The organism is Chryseobacterium sp. 27AL (genome assembly GCF_057815395.1).
Genome location: NZ_JBYRIW010000001.1, coordinates 716,777 through 734,645, shown reverse-complemented (window position 1 = coordinate 734,645; position 17,869 = coordinate 716,777). Strand labels below are relative to the sequence as shown.

Genomic DNA, 17,869 nt, shown 5'->3' with positions numbered 1-17,869 from the left:
ATAATTTCATTTTACGGCAGTTTTATTACAATTATTTAATATTTTTAAAATAAAATTAATATTTGGTTAGATATTTGAATAAAAAAAATTAAATATAAAATCAAGAATATTTTATCAGTTTTACACACCAACCATTAAATCTAATATGATGTCAACTCACTTTATAACCCCGAAAGACAGCCTTATCAAGGTATTGAGGAAGTCATTTTCCATTCCCGTCAATTGATTTTTTACAATCATTAAGTGCTTTGAACCATTTTTAAATTATTAATACCTTTAACGATCATGATTTTTGAAGATGAACATTCTGTAATGCAGGATAATCACAATCTTTCTTTTGTAAAAAATGTTGTGAATTTCCACGGTGATAAATCTTTCATTCTTAATTCTTTACAAAAAATAAAGAACAATACCTTGTGCAAAATGAAGAGAAAAACAATTAACAAACTTATTAAAGATTATACTCGTCACCTCAATTATATTGAAAATGAGGATATCAATTCAAAGCCTGATAATTACGAGCTTTCACCTGTTTATGCGAGGCAGTCTTATAATAAGGTGCTTAAAGAAGATGAATATCTTCAGAAAGTTCTTGTTTTCTTAATGAACCAATAAAATTCTTTCTTCCTCCAGATCAATTTTCAGGAGATGCTTTCGAATAAGATCTTCATCGAAATATTGCTTCTCATCATGATTTTGCTCAATGAGCCATGCTCTTTGGGCATCCAGAAGCTTTAGATATGCATCTTTAGTCTCGGAGGAAAGTTTTATATCTGAATCTTCATCAATTTTACCTTTCCATTTTTCGTGAATCTGTTGCAGAAACACACTTTTACCCAGCAAATCACTGTGATTTTCTTTTAAATGCTGAACGGTAAGCTTTGCCAGTTCGCGACGGATCAGATCTTCTGCTTCATCATCCGGTAAATGATCGTCATACTCAGGAAGATTTACCCTTTTAATAATATATGGCAAAGTAAGTCCCTGAACAACCAGCGTTGTAAGGATAACAATAAATGTGATGAAAAGAATGAGATTTCGCTGAGGAAAATCTGGACCTCCAGGGTATAACTTTACAGGAATTGAAAGAGCGGCAGCTAAGGAAACAACACCCCTCATGCCTGTCCAGCCTAAAACAGCAGGGACTTTCACACCCGGATTCCTGGAATCTGCTACTGTTATAAAATTTCTCGCAATAAGAGTAACCACTACCGCACCATACGCCGATAATAATCTTACCAATACAAGAACTGCTGCAATTAAAAGCCCATAGCCAATGGCTGATGAAATACTTACACCTTCCAGCCCGGAAATTATTTCAGGAAGATCAAGACCAATCAAAATGAAAACAAGGCCGTTTAATGCAAATGCCAAACTTTCCCAGACGTTAATGCCCCTAAGTCTTGAGGAAGTACTGAGAAAACTATGGCGATGATTAGACAGCAATAAACCACCACTTACTACTGCCAAAACTCCTGAACTGTGAACTTCTTCAGCCGCGATATACATTAAATAAGGAGCGACAATCGTAAGAATAGTATCCATATTGGCATCGGTAGGTAATATTTTCTGTCCTTTCATAAACAGCCATCCTATCAGCAGTCCTATACCAATTCCGCCAATCAGCATCCATGAAAAACTCAGAGCAGCTTCATGCCAGATAAATTGTCCTGTAGCAACAGCAATCAAAGCAAAACGGAAAATAATAAGTGATGACGCATCATTCAAAAGGCTTTCTCCTTCAAGGATGGAAGACATTCTTTTGGGCACTTTCACAAACTTGAGAATGGCTCCTGCGCTTACCGCATCCGGAGGAGAAACAATTCCTCCAAGCAAAAATCCGAGGGCGAGCGAAAATCCGGGAATGAAATGATTGGCCACAAAAGCTACCGTTGTTGCTGTAAGAAATACGACAATAAAGGCAAAACTGCCTATTATCCTCCTCCATTTCCAGAGTTCTTTCCACGAGATCTTCCACGCCGCTTCATAAAGTAACGGTGGGAGAAATATAATGAATATCAGTTCGGGATGTATTTTTACTGCGGGAATATTCGGAATAAAGCTGATGACCAAACCGGCAACAACAAGCAAAACAGGATAAGCCACTTTAATTTTATTTGCCAGCATGATCAGGAGCATGATAATAATGATCAGCGTGAGATAAAAAGGAAAATCTTCTATCATTCAGTAAATTAATTTAAGTAATAAATTTAAACGATTTTCTGGAAAAATTTATACCCTGATAGATTAAATAGGGTTATATTTTATAAATCACAATACAATAAGTCACTTTAAATTGATAAATAATAAAAAGATTAAAAATTTAACATACCACACAAATACCACATTTTTAACTTTTATATTCTTGTTTAAATATTGCTGATAGCCTGTTTTAAAGGGGTTATAAGGTTTACAGCAGTAAAAAAAATTAAAAAGTATCAGGCGTTTAAATAGTATTCAAAACATAAGGCATAGTATTTGTAAATATTAAGTCACAACATATCACCCAATTTGGATAATAACTCAAACACACAAAATATCATGAACGTTGCAGATTTAAAAATCAAAAATTTAGTAGAATACAAAAATCAGATTTATAACATCACTGAAATATTTCAGGATACTAATGAAAAAGATTATTTTGTGAAAATTGAAAATGACATTCATAGCTTCTCTGTTCCGGCAAATTCTATAAAGCCGATCCAGATTACAGAAGAATGGCTGGAAAAATTCGGTTTTTTAAGAACTTACAGCTCTGATCAGCGCATCAGATATGAAAGACCGGAAGCATTTATAAAATATGATATTGATCTTAGCTCAAAGAAAATCGTACACGGATTGAAAATTTATGGAAATTCTATCAGATGTAAATACATTCACGAATTTCAGAATATTTTCTCTTGCCTTTTTGGCAAAGAACCGGCAACTATGAGCTACGGATTAGTAGGCACCGAATCTTAATTATAATATATTTTCCAAATCAGAAAGATGCTGCTTCAGAAATTGAAACAGCATCTTTTTTTTGATCAATTTGTATTTAAATAATCTTTAATAATCTTTAAAACTCCAAAATTATCATTTGAGCAGGCTTCAAAATTTGCTGCCTTTTTTACAGAAGGATGCGCATTTTTCATGGCGTAAGAATACTTGGAATTTTTGAGCATTTCAATATCATTCATATAATCGCCGAAAGCCATGGTTTGCTGTGGAGAAATATTCAGGGCTTGCTGAAGTTTTTCCAATGCATTTCCTTTATTGATATTTTTATTCATGATATCCAGCCAATACTTACCTGAAACGACAATTTCCAGGTTGTATTTTTCAAACTCTCTCAGAAAAGGATAAACGTTTAATTCGGAACCATCCGGATGATAAACAGCAATTTTAAAAATGCTGTCATTATTTTCTGCCGTAAGATCTTCCACAACTTCATTATCAGTATAAAATTGTGATATATAATTGATAAAGTCAGCGTTGCCCGTTTCTACATAAGCTTTCTTCTTTCCTGACAAAACCGCTGTTGCTCCTGTAATATTGCGAATGGCAGTAATAATTTCAGCGATGTATTGCTGATCCATCTTATCTGCAAAAAGTTCTTCGTTTTTGTAGATGACGTAGCCTCCGTTTTCTGCGATAAATGCCATTTCGTTCTCAAGACTTCCAAAGTATTTGGTAATTCCGAGCATCTGCCTTCCACTGGCAGGAACAAATAAAATATCCCTTTTTCTAAGTTCTTCATAGATCTTCGGAAAATCCGGACTTACCTCATGTTCTGAATTGAGAAAAGTTCCGTCCATATCCGTTACAATCATCCTGATATCATTCATAAAAATATTTTTCAGTGTTTAAATTCATCACAAATATATACTAATAATTTTTAATGTAATTTATCTATTCATATTCAAGTATTGATTATTGATATTAAACTTTTTTAAACTAATTTCAGAATTAAACGCAACCAAAGGTTCGACGTAGTCAAAAGTTGCAAAAGATAATTACAATGAAATGATTAGTATATTTAAAGTTTTCAAATGAATAAAAATCGAAGATATTTTTAAGCTATTGTAATCTTTTTTCATTTGTTATTATCAACTTTAATTAAAAGTTGAGCTCGTCTTTTGCAACTTTTGCGGTTAGCAGCCATATTGATAATATCGCATTATACATGGTTAGCATGGAAGATTTGTGCAGTATAATGATTTCATCTCATTTATATGAAATTACCGAATTAAACTGTATGAAACCCACATTTACAAATGAAGAAAAGCCTGAAAGCTTCAATTGAGCTTCAGGCTTTTTGTTTTAAACATCATTAAATTTAGACTTATAGCGAATCAGTTTTAACCCAAACACTTACCGAACAGGAATTTACCCTGAAGATGGCTTTTCCTTCTTCATCGGTTTTTATTTTTTCTTCTCTTTGATTAAGAAAATCTTTAAATATTGCATTTGCATTTCCTTTACCCAAATCAACCTCTTTAAAACCTTCCTCGCCGTTTGAAATTATTGTGATGCATCCAAAGCTGTCATTATTGCCTTTTCTTACCCATGCAATACAGTTGGGATGATCAAAATATCTGATCTGCTCCCCTACAGCAAAACGTTGTCTTGCTTCAAGAAGTTTAGGTAAAAGTTCAATTCTGGGCATGGTAATTTTAATTTCTTTACCGTCTATGTTATCGGTATATTCTGCGCCGAAAAGATCCGGATAAAATATACAGGGATATGCATCTTCCGAAAGTAAGATAATGGCATAAGCAATAGGCTTGAACCAGTGCTTAACAGCAGATTCCAGCGCCTGTAGCTTTTGGGTGTCGTGGTTTTCAACAAATGAAACTGAAAACACAGGCTTTTGGCTTAAAAAGCTCCCGTTTAAAATTTGAGACAAATTATAATTACTGCCTTCTTCAGACGCTTTAAAAAAATTATAATGTAAAGGTGCATCGAAACAGGATATCAGATCATCCATTTTATCAGAAAAATAAGCAATTTTTTCCGCATCATCTTTCCAGAATTCGCCCAAAACAAAACATTCAGGATTCACTTCTGTTTTTATATAAGTAATCCATTCTTTCAGAAAATCAGAAGAAAGATGCTTCAAAGCGTCAAGCCTGAGGCCATCTGCTTTGGTCGTTTCAAGGTACCATTTTATCCAGTTTTTCATTTCCTGGATTACATGTGGATTACGGTATTCCACATCCGCACCCATCAGGTAGTCATAATTTCCGAACTGATGACTTACGGCGTCTGTCCATTCCGTACCGTATTCATTATGAATTTTAAAAATTCCATTTAGTTCTTCACCATCTTTCTGAACAAAGTCAATACCGCTGAAACAATGATAATTCCAAATGAAGTCTGAATATTTACCCTTTCGTGCAGGAAAAGTAAACTTTGTCTGAGCCATAACTTCAAATGCATCGGAAACAACTTTGTTTCGATCTTCTTCATCCACTTTATGAACTGTTATTTTTTCTGCTTCATCACCACCCATTCTGTGATTGAGTACGATATCAGCATATACCGCAATTCCCTGTTGATGGGCTTTATCAATGGCATTAATATATTCTTCCTTTGTGCCGTAGCGGGTTGCGATGTCTCCCTTTTGATTAAATTCGCCCAGATCATATAGATCATACACATCATATCCTCTTCCCTCTAGTCCCAGACTACATTTTGTAGCCGGCGGAAGCCACGCTGCTGTTATTCCAAGGTCTTTTAAATAGCCCACATTTTCTGCAAATTCATTCCAAAGCTTACCGTTATAATACCAGTGGAAATATTGAATAATGACTCCGTTCATAGTTGATAAAAGTTACGTTATTTATTGATCTAAACGAATTTCGAGAATAAAGTTAACAAAATATATGATTACACTCAATTGTGAAATATGCTTATTGTGATTCTGCTCATAATAACTTTATGATACACATTGCTACCTTTGTTTAACACCTACAAGATAAATCTTATATGAAACCTAAACAGATTCCGGGAGTTCCTGCACAGAAAAGCGGCGGATTCCATGATACTGAAAGCAAAAAACAATTTAAAGCTACTGAAATAGATGCCAAATTTGAGATCCTGAAAAAACGTTTTTTCTCAATTAATGAATGGAAAGAATATTGCGGGAAAGCATCATCTGAATTTAAACATTTTAGTGAATCCGGGCAGCCGGTTAACAGAACTCCTCAAAGGGGAGATTTCATAAGAATCGGCATTCCTGGCCCGGGTACAAAAGAAGCAGGAGGATACGACTGGGTAGAAATTACCAATATTGCTCACAGGCAGATCGATAATTACGAATCATATCTTATCACCTGCCGGCCATCAAAAGATCCTAACCAACCAAAAGGACGTGTCGCTCACTTTTACAGGGCGTCTGCTACTTCCAACATTATGATCGCTAAAGAAGGATATTCGGTAAAGACAGGCGTTTATGGAAGAAATGAAAAACCAAATTTCGATGCGGGATTTCTGGATAAGATAAGAAACTTTATGATTGCTGTGGGAGGAATGATGGGATTTTCTAAAATCCAGTGGAAGCTGCTGACAGACGGACTTCTTGATTTTAATTAAATAGTATAGCTTTAAGTATATTAATTGTTTTTCACTCCATTTTTACTTTCTTGACTCCTCATCATTGAGGAGTTTTTTGTAATGATAAAATATTCCAGATATAGATGAAACCTTATGATACCAGTCATAAAAAAGCTGAGTATGATGGTCTACCTTTGAATAACACACCACAAATTTAATATTATGAAAAATTTCCTTTTACTAACCTTGTTTGCAAGCATTATTGTCGTAAGCTGCAAAAAGGAACCTCAAACCCAGCCGACTCATATCGATAGTCTGAATACGGGCGACAGTATGGTTTCCGGAGCCGCCGGAATCAATTCCGATTCGGGAGATGATACTTTACCTATGGACAGTACGGTATATGATGTAGATTCCATCAAAAACAGCAAATAATTTTTACGGAATATCTTTATTAACACAGGTTTCATTAATGAAACTAGCATTTTGTGATATCTGTAATTAAGGATTTTTTGTAGTCATTACTGTTATTTTAAATTTTTATTCCGTAGAGGGGTTAAGGATTTTTCCAACTAAAGAAGAACTTCATCTTTTATAAATTATGTCTCTCCTAAACTTACAAAGCTTATTCTGCTTTTCCTGGTACAGTGGTTTTCTGGCTGATCATCGGTACAACAATCGGCCTTTATGCAGGTATTAAATATGTTGTCCCGGATGTGGAACATACCAGCTGGAAAGTTTTCTCATTACCGGAAGCGAAAACCACAGACAATTCCTTTCTGGATATGGATCATCGTGATCTTGTTTGCGGGATGGGCTATTTATTACAAAATAACAAGCTACAGCGTACAATAAATATGATAAAAAGATAAAAGATAATCTCACACACTAAAACATTTTATTATGGCTATTAATGAAAATTACCTTATCTCTGCCGGCGCGGAGATGAAAGAATACAGTCCGGGAGAGTTTATCTTTAATGAAGGAAACACTCCACTGTATTATTACCAGATCGCGGATGGACAGGTAAAACTGAACAATTTTACGGAAGATGGAAAGGAGTTTATCCAGAGTATCATGTCGAAAGGGCAAAGTTTTGGTGAAGCTCTTCTTTTCCTTAACAAAAAGTATCCTATGGACGCAACAGCACTTACCCATTGTAAAGTGCTGAAGATATGTAAAGAAAATTTCTTCAGCCTCCTGGAAACGTATCCTAAGCTTTATCTGGAAATTTGCCTTTCGATGTCTGATTACTTTATTATCAGAATATTATGCTTCAGAAAAATTCTTCACAAAATCCTTGTGACAGGCTCATAGGTGTAATGAGCTATCTGAAAAGCGGTCAGGAAAAGCAGGAACCGTTCTCATTTAAAATACCGCTTACCAGACAGCAGCTTGCAAATCTCACGGGAATATGCGTAGAAACCGCCATTAGAACGATAAAGGCAATGGAAAAAAATAAAATCGTGAGAATAAAAAACCGGAAGATTTTCTTTTAACATTTCAGATCTCTATGCTTTTGATTGATATGCGGAATTTCAGAATTGTTCCTCTCATTCAGACAATATATTATACCATCACTGCGGTATGGCCACTTCTTCATATTCAGAGTTTCATGGATGTTACCGGTGAAAAGACAGATGTGTGGCTGGTAAAAACGGTGAGTTTACTGTTGTTGCCTTATTGTTTTCTGCTATTATACCTGACGGTAAATCATAAAAGAAACTTTATTATTGTTATTTCAATAATGATATGCTGTCTTGGATTAGCGGCTGCAGAAGGATATTATTATTTCAGAAAAGTTATCAAATGGGTATACCTTGTAGATGCAATCATCCAGATGATCTTTTTTGGATACTGGATGCGCTACATTAAAATCAATTCAAAGTAAAATAACCAATGCATGGATCATTTTGTAGTGATCCATGCATTCATATATTCCCTGTTCATCCTGGCGATATTGTCGAGTGAAATATTTTTGGGACACTCCACTTCGCAGGCCCCGATTACAGAACAATTGCCGAAGCCTTCCTCATCCATGGCTTTCACCATATTCAAAACCCTGCGCTTTGCTTCTACCCTTCCCTGGGGAAGCAACGCAAAATGCGAAACCTTGGCACCAACAAAAAGCATTGCAGCACCATTGGGACAGCAGGCAACACATGCGCCACAGCTGATACAGGCTGCAGCATCCATTGCTTTATCTGCATTTTCTTTAGGAACGGCAATAGCATTGGCATCCAACGTACTTCCTGAGGTATTTACGGAAATAAATCCTCCCGCAGCCATGATCCTGTCAAAAGCGCTACGATCGGTAATAAGATCTTTAATCACAGGAAAAGCAATACTCCTCCAGGGTTCTACAACAATTGTTTCGCCATCTGTAAACATTCTCATGTGAAGCTGGCAGGTTGTGATTCCGGTATCATGCCCGTGTGCTCTTCCGTTGATATATAAAGAGCACATTCCGCAAATTCCCTCGCGGCAATCATGATCAAAAGCTATGGGCTCTTTGTTTTCATTGATGAGCTGTTCATTAAGAATATCCAGCATTTCCAGAAAAGACGAGTCTGTGGATACATCAGAAATTTTATATATTTCAAATTGTCCTTTGCTTTTTCTGTTTTTCTGTCTCCAGATTTTTAGGGTAAGATTTAAGGTTTTCTTTGCACTCATAAACTATTTTAGATTTGGTAATTTTTAAATGTACATTAAAAAACAGGTTCAGATTTATGAGCGACCTCATATGATACATACTTTTAGGTACCACATGTAGTTATTTTGGTAAAAGATGGTCTTATAGTTGCAGATTCATCACCAATCAATAATCACTAAATACAATTTATTATGGAAACTAAAACACCAGCTAAAAAAACGGCGGCAAAATCAACAACTTCTAAAACTTCATCAAAATCAACTTCAAAGACTCCTGCTAAAAAAGGTGCTGCAAAAGAACTGAAAGATCTGTTTGAAGATTCATTAAAAGATATTTATTGGGCAGAAAAGGCATTGGTAAAAGCATTGCCAACCATGATGAAAAATGCTACTGATGAAAAACTGAAAACAGCCATTGAAAATCACCTGGCTGAGACAGAAACTCACGTAGAGAGACTTGAGGAATGCTTCAAAGCATTAGGCAAAAAAGCTCAGGCAAAAAAATGTGATGCCATGCAGGGACTTTTGGACGAAGGAAAAAGCATCATTGAAGAAACTGAACCCGGAACAGTAAGAGACGCCGGTATTATCGCAGCCGCACAAAAAGTAGAACACTACGAAATTGCAACATACGGAACGCTTGCTGCTTTCGCAAAAGTATTGAAAGAAGAAGATTGTTTTAAATATCTTCTGGAAACATTAAATGAAGAAAAGAAATGTGATGAGTTGCTGACAAAAGTTGCTGATACGAACCTTAACAGCAAGGCAATGTAAGAGTAACTTTAAAATAATTTTGAGAGAGGTCTATAAAGGCCTCTTTTTTTTTAATAATTTTATTTGAAATTCTATAAAAACTGCATTAATGTGGTATTTTTTTTGACAGAAATAATGTTTTATGGTTTATTATTTGATTTTATCTAAACGAAATTCAACTAAAATATTCATTGTTGAACCATAATATTTAATATATGATAATTAGTGAAGATTTATTACTGGCATACGGCGGTTTTTATGAAACCTATGAAATGAATGATACCATCTTTTATGAAGGCACGATGCCGAAATTCTATTTTCAGATTATCACCGGTATCGTAGAGCTTAACAACTATCACGAAGACGGAAAGGAATTTACACAGAATATTTTATCAGACGGGCAAAGTTTCGGGGAATCTTTTTTATTTGATGATAAATATTATCCTACCAATGCAACTGCAAAAGCATCCTGTAAAATCCTGAAGCTTCCTAAAGGTGATTTCATCAATCTTTTGAAGCATAACCCTGAAGTATCCCTTAGAATGTTTCAGTGTCTGGCAGATATTCTGCATAATAAATACATTATGCTTTTCAATATTTCCTCTTCCGATCCTATTTTTAAAATTAAAACAGTCATGGATTGTTTAAAGGGTCATAATAATGATCATAAATATTCTTATCAGGTGCCACTAACGCGACAGCAGCTTGCTAATCTTACCGGGCTACGGGTAGAAACCGTCATCAGAACAATAAAGAAAATGCAGGACAGCAATCTTGTAAAAATAGAAAACAGAAAAATTTACTATTAATCTATTATAGGAACAGAATTTTACTTTTTTATAATTAATGTAACTAATGAGATTTCATCATCAGCATGAAGTCTCATTATAATCTTACAGGGAAAAGCTTATTATTTAAACAGTCAGTCCGTACGTATTTTTTACCTGAGCCATTACAAAAGTACTGTGTGTACTTCCTATAGACGGTACGGCACCGAGAATATTAAAGACAAAATTCTGATACTGTTTCATATCACGTACGTATACTTTCAGTAAAAAATCAAAATCACCGGAAATGCTGTAGCATTCTGCTACTTCTTCAATTTCGAGAATTTCACGTTCAAATTCTATAGCGAGATAGCTGTCATTGCTTTTTAGCTTAAGCTGACAATACACCGTTAATCCAAGATTAAGTTTTTCAGCATCAAGTAATGCAGCATATTTTTTTATATACCCTTCCTGCTCCAGTCTTTTTACCCTTTCAAAAACAGGTGACGGCGAGAGGTTTACTTCTTTCGCGAGTTCTTTAACAGTCAATTTTGCGTCTTTTTGAAGAAGTCTCAGAAGCTGCAAATCTTTATCATCAAGGTTGTCCATAGAATAATATTCTTTAAATGTTGATATTTCAACAAATATAGAGAATTTTATTCCATATAAATAATTATAAAAAGCATATTTAACTTAATTTTTAATAATAATTCAATATATTATTCTTTATCTCTATTTTTACTAAAGACAAAAGCTGTTACAATTGGTTTTTGATAATAATAAAAAGTAAAAGGGAATATTTTATATGAGAGACGCTCCTATTTTTGGAGTGCTCTCTTTTTCAAAAAATTAAAATTACATTAGTATATTAATCTTAGGGGGAGCAGTTTTACAATATTTGTACAGCTGCTTTTTGTTACTGAGGTAATTCCGGAATAGAAACTTTTTCTGTCTTAGACGATAATGTCCTTAAAAAAGCTTCCAGCTGTGAAACTTCCTGGTCAGATAGATCCAGCATTCTTACCATCCCTGATTTTTCTGATCTTAATGTTTTACCTTCATAGACTGTTGAGCGATTCTGAGAATGTTCAGGATTTCCTTTACTGTAAAACTGAATCACTTCTTCTAACGTAGTCATTGAGCCATTATGAAAATAAGGCCCGGTTCGGGAAACTTCTCTCAATGACGGAACACGGAACCTTCCGGCATCATCGGGATCATTTGTAGTGAGATATCGCCCGAGATCCTCTGCTTTTTCGCCCAACAAAGCCGTTCCTATATTTTCAAATTTATTATTGGAGAAGTATCCGGAATTATGGCAATTGATACATTGGGCTTTGGTTCTGAAAAGATGCAATCCCATCAGTTCATCATCGGTGTAGATTTCTGCTTTTCCGTCAATAAACTGATCAAATTTGCTTGCTGAGCTTCTGACTTTTCTTTCGAAAGTCGCAATAGCTTTTGAAATACGGTCTTTTGTAACGGCTTTATCACCAAACGCTTTTTCAAATAAGGGTTCATAGCCTTTTATCCTGGCAATTTTGCCGGTTGCTATATCCATATGCTCTCCCATTTCCCTGTGGTCTTCAATGGGCATTCTTGACTGCTCTTCCAGTGAAGTAGCGCGGCCGTCCCAGAATAAAGCTTTGGCATAGGCAACATTGAAAATACTCATTGCGTTGCGATTTCCTAATTGCCGGTCGTGACCAAAAGAAAAAGTTCTGCTGTCACACCAGCCTAATTCAGGGTCATGGCATGATGCACAGGCAATCTGATTTGATTTTGAAAGCCGGGGATCAAAAAAAAGAGTTTTTCCTAATACTTCTTTATCTGCAGAATACGGATTATCAGAGGGAAAAGTAATTTCCGGTAAATGACCAATTTCAGCATATGATGAAACAGATTCCGGATCCAGGACAGGTTTCGGCCATTTTGAAGAATCGCCTGAAGAATATAATTTCCTGAGGTTTTCCATCATCGCAAGTTTCTGCTTCATATCTCTCTTTACCGAATTGTTCAGACAGTTATTTAAAACTGAAACAAGAAGAAACAAAACAAGAACCCAGCTTAGTGCATTCTTCATAGCCATTATAATTTTAGCAAAAATATAATATTTTTTAAATTTGATACTAAATGGAGCTTTTAAAAATAAATAAGCAGGCTATAAATCAGGGATAAAGAAAAAATGTGTAGAATTAGTTCTAGTGATGTAACAATAATACACTTCGAGGTGTCTTATATGTAAAACCTAGTTTTAAATGAAAACCATTTTGACACCCATTGCCTTACTGGCAGGAATTCTGACATTTGCACAAACAGAAAAAGATACCATAAAATCCAAAGAGAAGGAAATTGAAAGAGTAACGCTAACCGTAAGAAAACCCACTGTAGAATCTAAAGTAGACCGTACTGTATTTAATGTTGCCAACAGTTCGATCCTGGCAGGAAATACGACATGGGATGTTTTAAGAATGACGCCTCTTGTAAGTATTGACAACAATGATGCGATAAAAGCGGAAGGAGAATCGGTAACCGTTTATATCAACGACAGAAAATCTGTTTTCACAGGTAAGGAATTAAAAGAATATCTAAAGACAATTCCAGCCGACAATCTCATGAAAATTGAGGTGATCACCAGCCCTTCTTCACGGTATGAGGCAACGGGAACCGTCATTAATATTGTCCTGAAAAAGCGTGATGATGAAGGACTGAAAGGAAGTGTAACGCTCAACAACCGACAGAATACAAAAAATTCACAATACACCAATTTTAATCTAAATTATCACAAAAAGAATTTTACTCAAACGCTTATCGGCAGCTACAGTGACAATACGTATGTTCAGAAAGATTCAAGTTTTTATTCTTGGTATGCAGACAATTCTACAAACCAGATCGACAGCTATGTGATTGGAAGAAGCAAAAGTCCGTCCTTATCTTCCACATCAGAATTTGAGATCGACAACAAAAATACCGTGGGTGTCATCCTTGAATATTACCAGAGTAATTCAACTTCCAACTCCGAAGCCAGCGGAAGTGATTATCTTAATAATGTTTTCAAAAGTTCTTTCGATCAGAACCAGAATTCAACAGGGCTTAACCGTAACCTGGGGACCAATATTTTTTATAAATGGTATGATAAAGAAAAAAATAGAATTCTGGATGTAAATCTTGGGACCAATTATTACGGGCAGGAAGAAGATAGTTATTTTGTAAGAAATACTGTTCCTGCACCGGTTGGTAGCGACGGTATTGAGAATCTTGGGGTTTTCACAGACACAGAAAATCGAAATTATTATGCAAAGATCGACTACACACAGCCTTTAGGAAAATCAGGCGCAAATTTCGAAGTCGGAGCAAAAATAAATTTTAACAATAACGTTGTGCCGAATAATTTATATGGAAATATGCTGAGCGGACTAAGTGATCATGATGTTTTCCATTATGAAGATAATATTACATCAGTGTACGCCAACTACAGCAGAACATTTTTCAAAAAGCTTGAAACGAGAATCGGGCTTCGTTACGAATATATTGATTACAAAATGCGCCAGGATATTGCGGGAGCTTCAAGAAAAGATTCTTACGGAACCTTCCTCCCTAATATTTTGCTGAAATATACATTCTCTGATAAATATGATTTAAGCTTAACATACAACCGTAATATCTGGAGACCGTGGTATGCAGAGTTCAATCCTTTTATGACGCCAAATACCAACGGCATTTACAGCCGGGGAAATATTGATTTGGATCCTAACCCAAGTGACAGGCTTTACATGAAACTCGGGATTTTAAAGAAATATTTTATTTCTGCGAGATACATGTATACGGATCAGGATTACTGGACGGATTATCTTAAAGAGGATATTGTTGTTAATGGGAAAGCGCAAACAATTAATATCACCCAGCCTTCCAATTTCAATGGAAAAGTTCACAAATATTATCTTTATGCCAATACGAACCAGACGTTCTTTAAGAATAAATTTACAGTAAATCTGGGACTTGGCTGGTATTATATTGACAACAGTGATTTTAATACGAAAAACGATATTAAAGGAGATCCTTACATTAGCTACCTTAGTGCTTCCACCAATCTTTCCTATACCAATCTCTTCAACAAGAATATTAATGTAAGCGCATGGATGGAAATATCCAATCAGAATAACGGAAATTCTACCACTAATAAAGCTAATGTATTTCACAATATTTCGGTGACTAAAATATTCCCTAAAACGCAAATGGAAGTCAGCCTTCAGCTAATGAATATTTTCCAGAGACCAAATTATGATGCAACAACATATAATCAACAAGGATTTGTAAGAAGTTCCTCAAAATGGGACTGGTACGGGGCTTCCATATCGTTTGTAAAACGTTTCGGAAACCAGAAAGTAAAAGAGAATACCAAAACCGATGTTGAGAAAAACGGCGGTGGCGGAAAATAAGATATAACATTCCTCATTTAACAAGCGGACGATACAGCTTACAGCTTTATTGTCCGTTTTTGTGTTTAAGTAAAGATTTAAATATAATAAAATATGCTAAATATTTCATATCAGATCATTTGTGGCACAGATATTTTATATTGATTAATAAAAATACCAAACGATGACAACAAGCGCCGAAATAAGAAAGATGATCAGAAAATATTTAACGAAGAGTATAAAATCTCAGTTCAATGTTGATATAGATTTGGAAAAAGAATATACATTCACAGAAAATATCGTCTCGAAGAAACCGATTATAGCACCTACTTTTACACAGAAAATATTGTCGAGGCCAGGACTAAAGCTCTTTTTAACTTCATTAATAACCGAAATAAACAACGAAAAATGCAGTTGGGATTTCATTAAATCAAAATTGAAATCATTACAGAATTCAGATTCACAACATATCCAAATAACATAATTTATCCCGGTAAAAAATTACCGGGATTTGTATTGCTGATTAAGTTGGTAGATCTTTTTCCATCGTTTTTACTGTAAAAAATTGGCTACCTTATTCTCGAGGTCTTCAAGGTTGAATGGCTTGGCAACATAATCATCGGCCTGTGCCTGCTTTGCCAACGCTACAATATCGTTGTTAGCCGTTACATAAATGACCGGAATGTGCTTAAATTCCTCATGATTTTTCAGGAGTTTTGTTGCTTCCACCCCACCGATTTTTGGAATCCAGTTATCCATAAGAATAACGTCAGGCTTATATTGAGCCACTCTCTCCAAAATATCATGTGAGGTTTCTGAAATTTCCACCTGATAACCATTTTCTTCAAAAATGATGCTGATCACTTCAAGGATAGTGGTGTCGTCATCAAAAATCAGGATTTTCTTTTTGTTCATATTCTTACGTAATTGTTAGGGATTTACTCTTTTTATTTTCTATAATTGATTGATATATGTTGGCAGATCTTTGGGCTTAATGATCATATCATATGCTACTTCTTCAACGGCATGTCTTGGCATATAATCTACTTCAGCAGTCTTAGGATCCTGGATCCATACTTTTCCTCCGTTTTTTTTAATATATGAAAGTCCTTCTACCCCGTCAGCATTAGCCCCTGATAAGAGGACTCCGATAAGATTTTCCTGGAAGATCTCAGCTGCCGATTTGAAAGTGACATCAATTGACGGACGTGAATAATTCATTTTTTCGGAACTGTCCAGCGACATTGTTTTCTTATCTTCAAAAAGCAGGTGATAATCTGCGGGGGTAATGTATATTTTGTTGGATTCAATCTCTGTTTTGTCATCTATTTCTATAACTTCCAAAGGGGTAAGCTGCTGAAGCAGTGCCTGAAGAATATTGTTAGAATGCGCTTTACGATGCAATACCAATAAAACGGGCACGGCTATTTTATCGTCAAGTTTTTTGATCATTTCAAGAATGACCTGAAGACTTCCTGCAGAACCTCCGATGATTATTAATTCTGTTTTTATATTTTCTCTATTCAATATCATTAATTATGATCCAATTTTTTCCATATTCGCTGATCGTCGACCTGATGATAATTTTCATCTAATTTAGAAAATCTTAGTGTTTCTTTCGCTCCTAATGCTAAAAAACCTAAATTTTCTAAACTATTATCAAACAATCGGAAAACTCTTTCCTGCAGGCCCCGATCAAAATAGATCAGAACATTTCTGCAGATAATTAGTTGAAAGCTGTTAAAAGAGCTGTCTGAAACCAGATTATGGGTTGATAAAATTAATTTTTCCTGTAAGCTTTTATCGAACTTTACACTGTCATAGTTTGCAGTATAATAATCCGAAAAATCTTTTTTCCCTCCTGACGCAATATAATTTTCGGAATATAATTTCATTTGCTGTAGCGGAAATACTCCTGATCTTGCCGTTTCCAGTACCGAAGGATTGAGATCTGTACCGTATATCAGCGATTTATGGTAAAGATTGGCTTCTTTCAACAGAATCGCTATAGAATATGCCTCTTCCCCTGTAGAACAGCCCGCTACCCATATTCTTATTAAAGGATAAGTTCCCAACTGAGGCAGAATTTTTTCTCTTATAGCTTTAAAAAATAACGGATCACGGAACATTTCCGTCACGTTTACCGTAATTTCCTCGATAAAACGTTTCAGATATTCCGGATCATTGAGAATGGTATACCGAAGCTCAGCAAAGCTGGTAAAACGGTCGATAAGGCATATACGGTTTACCCTGCGTTTGAACGACGCCCTGCTGTACTCGGAAAAATCGTAGCCATACATATCATAAACATCTTTAATCAAGTATTCTACCTCCTCATCTTTTATGATACTAGGCTCCAGCATTTATGGTAATTTATGTAGTGCTTTAATTAACTGATCCACATCGATGGGCTTTGATATATAATCATTCGCCCCTGCATCCAGGCATTTCTGTCTGTCTTCCGGCATCGCCTGTGCCGTCACGGCAATCACAGGCACTTCGCTGATGGAAGGTGTCTCTCTTATTATTCTTATGGCTTCATAGCCGTCCATTTCGGGCATCATCATGTCCATAAGCACAGCACTGAAATCATTATCTTTATTCAGAATATCAATAGCTTCCTGTGCCATTGTACAGCTTTCAATCTGATATCCCTTTGATTTAAGGGTCAGCTTGAGGGCAAATATATTTCGCGGATCGTCGTCCACTATTAAAACTTTTTTATTCATCAGAATGTTA

21 protein-coding genes are annotated in these 17,869 nt (G+C 35.4%); 11 read left to right on the top strand and 10 right to left on the bottom strand.

Translation table 11 applies throughout. The annotated features are described in order from the left end of the window. The first annotated feature begins 285 nt into the window (after positions 1-285). Complete coding sequence (locus AC3WV0_RS03115; RefSeq protein ID WP_066440652.1) at positions 286-615, top strand: hypothetical protein; 330 nt, start codon at positions 286-288, stop codon at positions 613-615. Here AC3WV0_RS03115 and AC3WV0_RS03110 read toward each other — a convergent pair. Next, positions 601-2,184 (bottom strand): Na+/H+ antiporter, encoded by a 1,584-nt coding sequence (locus AC3WV0_RS03110; protein ID WP_488843908.1) that lies wholly within the window; start codon positions 2,182-2,184, stop codon positions 601-603. The genes AC3WV0_RS03115 and AC3WV0_RS03110 overlap by 15 nt on opposite strands. Positions 2,185-2,541: 357 nt before the next feature. Here AC3WV0_RS03110 and AC3WV0_RS03105 point away from each other — a divergent pair, with 357 nt between their 5' ends. Then, on the top strand, positions 2,542-2,961 hold the full coding sequence (locus tag AC3WV0_RS03105; protein ID WP_488843906.1) for a hypothetical protein: 420 nt from the start codon (positions 2,542-2,544) through the stop codon (positions 2,959-2,961). A 65-nt stretch (positions 2,962-3,026) separates the two neighbouring features. Here the strand turns inward: AC3WV0_RS03105 and AC3WV0_RS03100 are convergent, their stop codons facing one another. Together AC3WV0_RS03100 and AC3WV0_RS03095 are read right to left on the bottom strand one after the other, a co-directional pair. Then, the gene (locus AC3WV0_RS03100; protein ID WP_488843904.1) at positions 3,027-3,827 is read right to left on the bottom strand and encodes an HAD family hydrolase; all 801 of its coding nucleotides are present in this window, start codon (positions 3,825-3,827) and stop codon (positions 3,027-3,029) included. A gap of 497 nt (positions 3,828-4,324) precedes the next feature. Further along, positions 4,325-5,803 (bottom strand): alpha-amylase, encoded by a 1,479-nt coding sequence (locus AC3WV0_RS03095; RefSeq protein ID WP_488843902.1) that lies wholly within the window; start codon positions 5,801-5,803, stop codon positions 4,325-4,327. 167 nt (positions 5,804-5,970) lie between these two features. On the opposite strand from AC3WV0_RS03095, the gene AC3WV0_RS03090 reads away from it, so the two are divergent. From AC3WV0_RS03090 to AC3WV0_RS03070, 5 genes are all read left to right on the top strand, one after another. Next, positions 5,971-6,576, top strand: a complete 606-nt coding sequence (locus tag AC3WV0_RS03090) for a hypothetical protein (protein ID WP_488843900.1) — start codon at positions 5,971-5,973, stop codon at positions 6,574-6,576. A gap of 183 nt (positions 6,577-6,759) precedes the next feature. Further along, a complete protein-coding gene (locus AC3WV0_RS03085; protein WP_488843899.1) occupies positions 6,760-6,972 on the top strand; it encodes a hypothetical protein in 213 nt (70 codons plus the stop codon). A 468-nt stretch (positions 6,973-7,440) separates the two neighbouring features. After that, complete coding sequence (locus tag AC3WV0_RS03080; protein ID WP_488843897.1) at positions 7,441-7,854, top strand: Crp/Fnr family transcriptional regulator; 414 nt, start codon at positions 7,441-7,443, stop codon at positions 7,852-7,854. After that, a complete protein-coding gene (locus tag AC3WV0_RS03075) occupies positions 7,809-8,036 on the top strand; it encodes a helix-turn-helix domain-containing protein (protein ID WP_488843895.1) in 228 nt (75 codons plus the stop codon). The genes AC3WV0_RS03080 and AC3WV0_RS03075 overlap by 46 nt, the downstream gene beginning before the upstream one ends. Before the next feature lie 14 nt (positions 8,037-8,050). After that, positions 8,051-8,428 carry a hypothetical protein gene (locus AC3WV0_RS03070; protein ID WP_488843893.1) on the top strand — a complete coding sequence of 126 codons (378 nt, stop codon included), beginning with the start codon at positions 8,051-8,053 and terminating at the stop codon, positions 8,426-8,428. Positions 8,429-8,445: 17 nt separating this feature from the next. On the opposite strand, the gene AC3WV0_RS03065 is transcribed toward AC3WV0_RS03070, so the two are convergent. Next, complete coding sequence (locus AC3WV0_RS03065) at positions 8,446-9,213, bottom strand: succinate dehydrogenase/fumarate reductase iron-sulfur subunit (protein ID WP_488843891.1); 768 nt, start codon at positions 9,211-9,213, stop codon at positions 8,446-8,448. Between the two features lie 171 nt (positions 9,214-9,384). Between AC3WV0_RS03065 and AC3WV0_RS03060 the strand changes: the two genes are divergently transcribed. Further along, a complete protein-coding gene (locus AC3WV0_RS03060; RefSeq protein ID WP_488843889.1) occupies positions 9,385-9,966 on the top strand; it encodes a YciE/YciF ferroxidase family protein in 582 nt (193 codons plus the stop codon). A gap of 194 nt (positions 9,967-10,160) precedes the next feature. Further along, a complete protein-coding gene (locus AC3WV0_RS03055; protein WP_488843887.1) occupies positions 10,161-10,754 on the top strand; it encodes a Crp/Fnr family transcriptional regulator in 594 nt (197 codons plus the stop codon). A gap of 105 nt (positions 10,755-10,859) precedes the next feature. Here AC3WV0_RS03055 and AC3WV0_RS03050 read toward each other — a convergent pair whose 3' ends face one another. Continuing rightward, positions 10,860-11,321 (bottom strand): Lrp/AsnC family transcriptional regulator, encoded by a 462-nt coding sequence (locus tag AC3WV0_RS03050; protein WP_488843885.1) that lies wholly within the window; start codon positions 11,319-11,321, stop codon positions 10,860-10,862. 307 nt (positions 11,322-11,628) lie between these two features. Beyond that, on the bottom strand, positions 11,629-12,795 hold the full coding sequence (locus tag AC3WV0_RS03045) for a cytochrome-c peroxidase (RefSeq protein ID WP_488843884.1): 1,167 nt from the start codon (positions 12,793-12,795) through the stop codon (positions 11,629-11,631). A gap of 175 nt (positions 12,796-12,970) precedes the next feature. Here AC3WV0_RS03045 and AC3WV0_RS03040 point away from each other — a divergent pair, with 175 nt between their 5' ends. Together AC3WV0_RS03040 and AC3WV0_RS03035 are read left to right on the top strand one after the other, a co-directional pair. Beyond that, positions 12,971-15,151 (top strand): outer membrane beta-barrel protein, encoded by a 2,181-nt coding sequence (locus AC3WV0_RS03040; protein ID WP_488843882.1) that lies wholly within the window; start codon positions 12,971-12,973, stop codon positions 15,149-15,151. Between the two features lie 163 nt (positions 15,152-15,314). Further along, entirely contained in the window at positions 15,315-15,614 is a 300-nt protein-coding gene (locus AC3WV0_RS03035) for a hypothetical protein (RefSeq protein ID WP_488843880.1), read from the top strand. Positions 15,615-15,682: 68 nt separating this feature from the next. Here the strand turns inward: AC3WV0_RS03035 and AC3WV0_RS03030 are convergent, their stop codons facing one another. The 4 genes from AC3WV0_RS03030 to AC3WV0_RS03015 are packed head-to-tail and all read right to left on the bottom strand — an operon-like array spanning position 15,683 to position 17,859. Further along, on the bottom strand, positions 15,683-16,045 hold the full coding sequence (locus AC3WV0_RS03030; RefSeq protein WP_042721135.1) for a response regulator: 363 nt from the start codon (positions 16,043-16,045) through the stop codon (positions 15,683-15,685). A 39-nt stretch (positions 16,046-16,084) separates the two neighbouring features. Beyond that, complete coding sequence (locus AC3WV0_RS03025; protein ID WP_488843879.1) at positions 16,085-16,663, bottom strand: chemotaxis protein CheB; 579 nt, start codon at positions 16,661-16,663, stop codon at positions 16,085-16,087. Then, entirely contained in the window at positions 16,663-17,493 is an 831-nt protein-coding gene (locus AC3WV0_RS03020) for a CheR family methyltransferase (protein ID WP_488843877.1), read from the bottom strand. The genes AC3WV0_RS03025 and AC3WV0_RS03020 overlap by 1 nt, the downstream gene beginning before the upstream one ends. Then, positions 17,494-17,859 carry a response regulator gene (locus AC3WV0_RS03015; protein WP_488843875.1) on the bottom strand — a complete coding sequence of 122 codons (366 nt, stop codon included), beginning with the start codon at positions 17,857-17,859 and terminating at the stop codon, positions 17,494-17,496. Positions 17,860-17,869 lie beyond the last annotated feature (10 nt).

What these genes read in the sequence shown, in the direction of transcription:
- AC3WV0_RS03100 (WP_488843904.1), bottom strand. Translation starts at nt 3,827, where the DNA reads ATGAATGATATCAGGATGATTGTAACGGATATGGACGGAACTTTTCTC.
- AC3WV0_RS03040 (WP_488843882.1), top strand. Translation starts at nt 12,971, where the DNA reads ATGAAAACCATTTTGACACCCATTGCCTTACTGGCAGGAATTCTGACA.
- AC3WV0_RS03030 (WP_042721135.1), bottom strand. Translation starts at nt 16,045, where the DNA reads ATGAACAAAAAGAAAATCCTGATTTTTGATGACGACACCACTATCCTT.
- AC3WV0_RS03060 (WP_488843889.1), top strand. Translation starts at nt 9,385, where the DNA reads ATGGAAACTAAAACACCAGCTAAAAAAACGGCGGCAAAATCAACAACT.
- AC3WV0_RS03065 (WP_488843891.1), bottom strand. Translation starts at nt 9,213, where the DNA reads ATGAGTGCAAAGAAAACCTTAAATCTTACCCTAAAAATCTGGAGACAG.
- AC3WV0_RS03050 (WP_488843885.1), bottom strand. Translation starts at nt 11,321, where the DNA reads ATGGACAACCTTGATGATAAAGATTTGCAGCTTCTGAGACTTCTTCAA.
- AC3WV0_RS03115 (WP_066440652.1), top strand. Translation starts at nt 286, where the DNA reads ATGATTTTTGAAGATGAACATTCTGTAATGCAGGATAATCACAATCTT.
- AC3WV0_RS03015 (WP_488843875.1), bottom strand. Translation starts at nt 17,859, where the DNA reads ATGAATAAAAAAGTTTTAATAGTGGACGACGATCCGCGAAATATATTT.
- AC3WV0_RS03090 (WP_488843900.1), top strand. Translation starts at nt 5,971, where the DNA reads ATGAAACCTAAACAGATTCCGGGAGTTCCTGCACAGAAAAGCGGCGGA.
- AC3WV0_RS03095 (WP_488843902.1), bottom strand. Translation starts at nt 5,803, where the DNA reads ATGAACGGAGTCATTATTCAATATTTCCACTGGTATTATAACGGTAAG.
- AC3WV0_RS03070 (WP_488843893.1), top strand. Translation starts at nt 8,051, where the DNA reads ATGCTTTTGATTGATATGCGGAATTTCAGAATTGTTCCTCTCATTCAG.
- AC3WV0_RS03025 (WP_488843879.1), bottom strand. Translation starts at nt 16,663, where the DNA reads ATGATATTGAATAGAGAAAATATAAAAACAGAATTAATAATCATCGGA.
- AC3WV0_RS03075 (WP_488843895.1), top strand. Translation starts at nt 7,809, where the DNA reads ATGCTTCAGAAAAATTCTTCACAAAATCCTTGTGACAGGCTCATAGGT.
- AC3WV0_RS03105 (WP_488843906.1), top strand. Translation starts at nt 2,542, where the DNA reads ATGAACGTTGCAGATTTAAAAATCAAAAATTTAGTAGAATACAAAAAT.
- AC3WV0_RS03085 (WP_488843899.1), top strand. Translation starts at nt 6,760, where the DNA reads ATGAAAAATTTCCTTTTACTAACCTTGTTTGCAAGCATTATTGTCGTA.
- AC3WV0_RS03055 (WP_488843887.1), top strand. Translation starts at nt 10,161, where the DNA reads ATGATAATTAGTGAAGATTTATTACTGGCATACGGCGGTTTTTATGAA.
- AC3WV0_RS03020 (WP_488843877.1), bottom strand. Translation starts at nt 17,493, where the DNA reads ATGCTGGAGCCTAGTATCATAAAAGATGAGGAGGTAGAATACTTGATT.
- AC3WV0_RS03035 (WP_488843880.1), top strand. Translation starts at nt 15,315, where the DNA reads ATGACAACAAGCGCCGAAATAAGAAAGATGATCAGAAAATATTTAACG.
- AC3WV0_RS03045 (WP_488843884.1), bottom strand. Translation starts at nt 12,795, where the DNA reads ATGAAGAATGCACTAAGCTGGGTTCTTGTTTTGTTTCTTCTTGTTTCA.
- AC3WV0_RS03080 (WP_488843897.1), top strand. Translation starts at nt 7,441, where the DNA reads ATGGCTATTAATGAAAATTACCTTATCTCTGCCGGCGCGGAGATGAAA.
- AC3WV0_RS03110 (WP_488843908.1), bottom strand. Translation starts at nt 2,184, where the DNA reads ATGATAGAAGATTTTCCTTTTTATCTCACGCTGATCATTATTATCATG.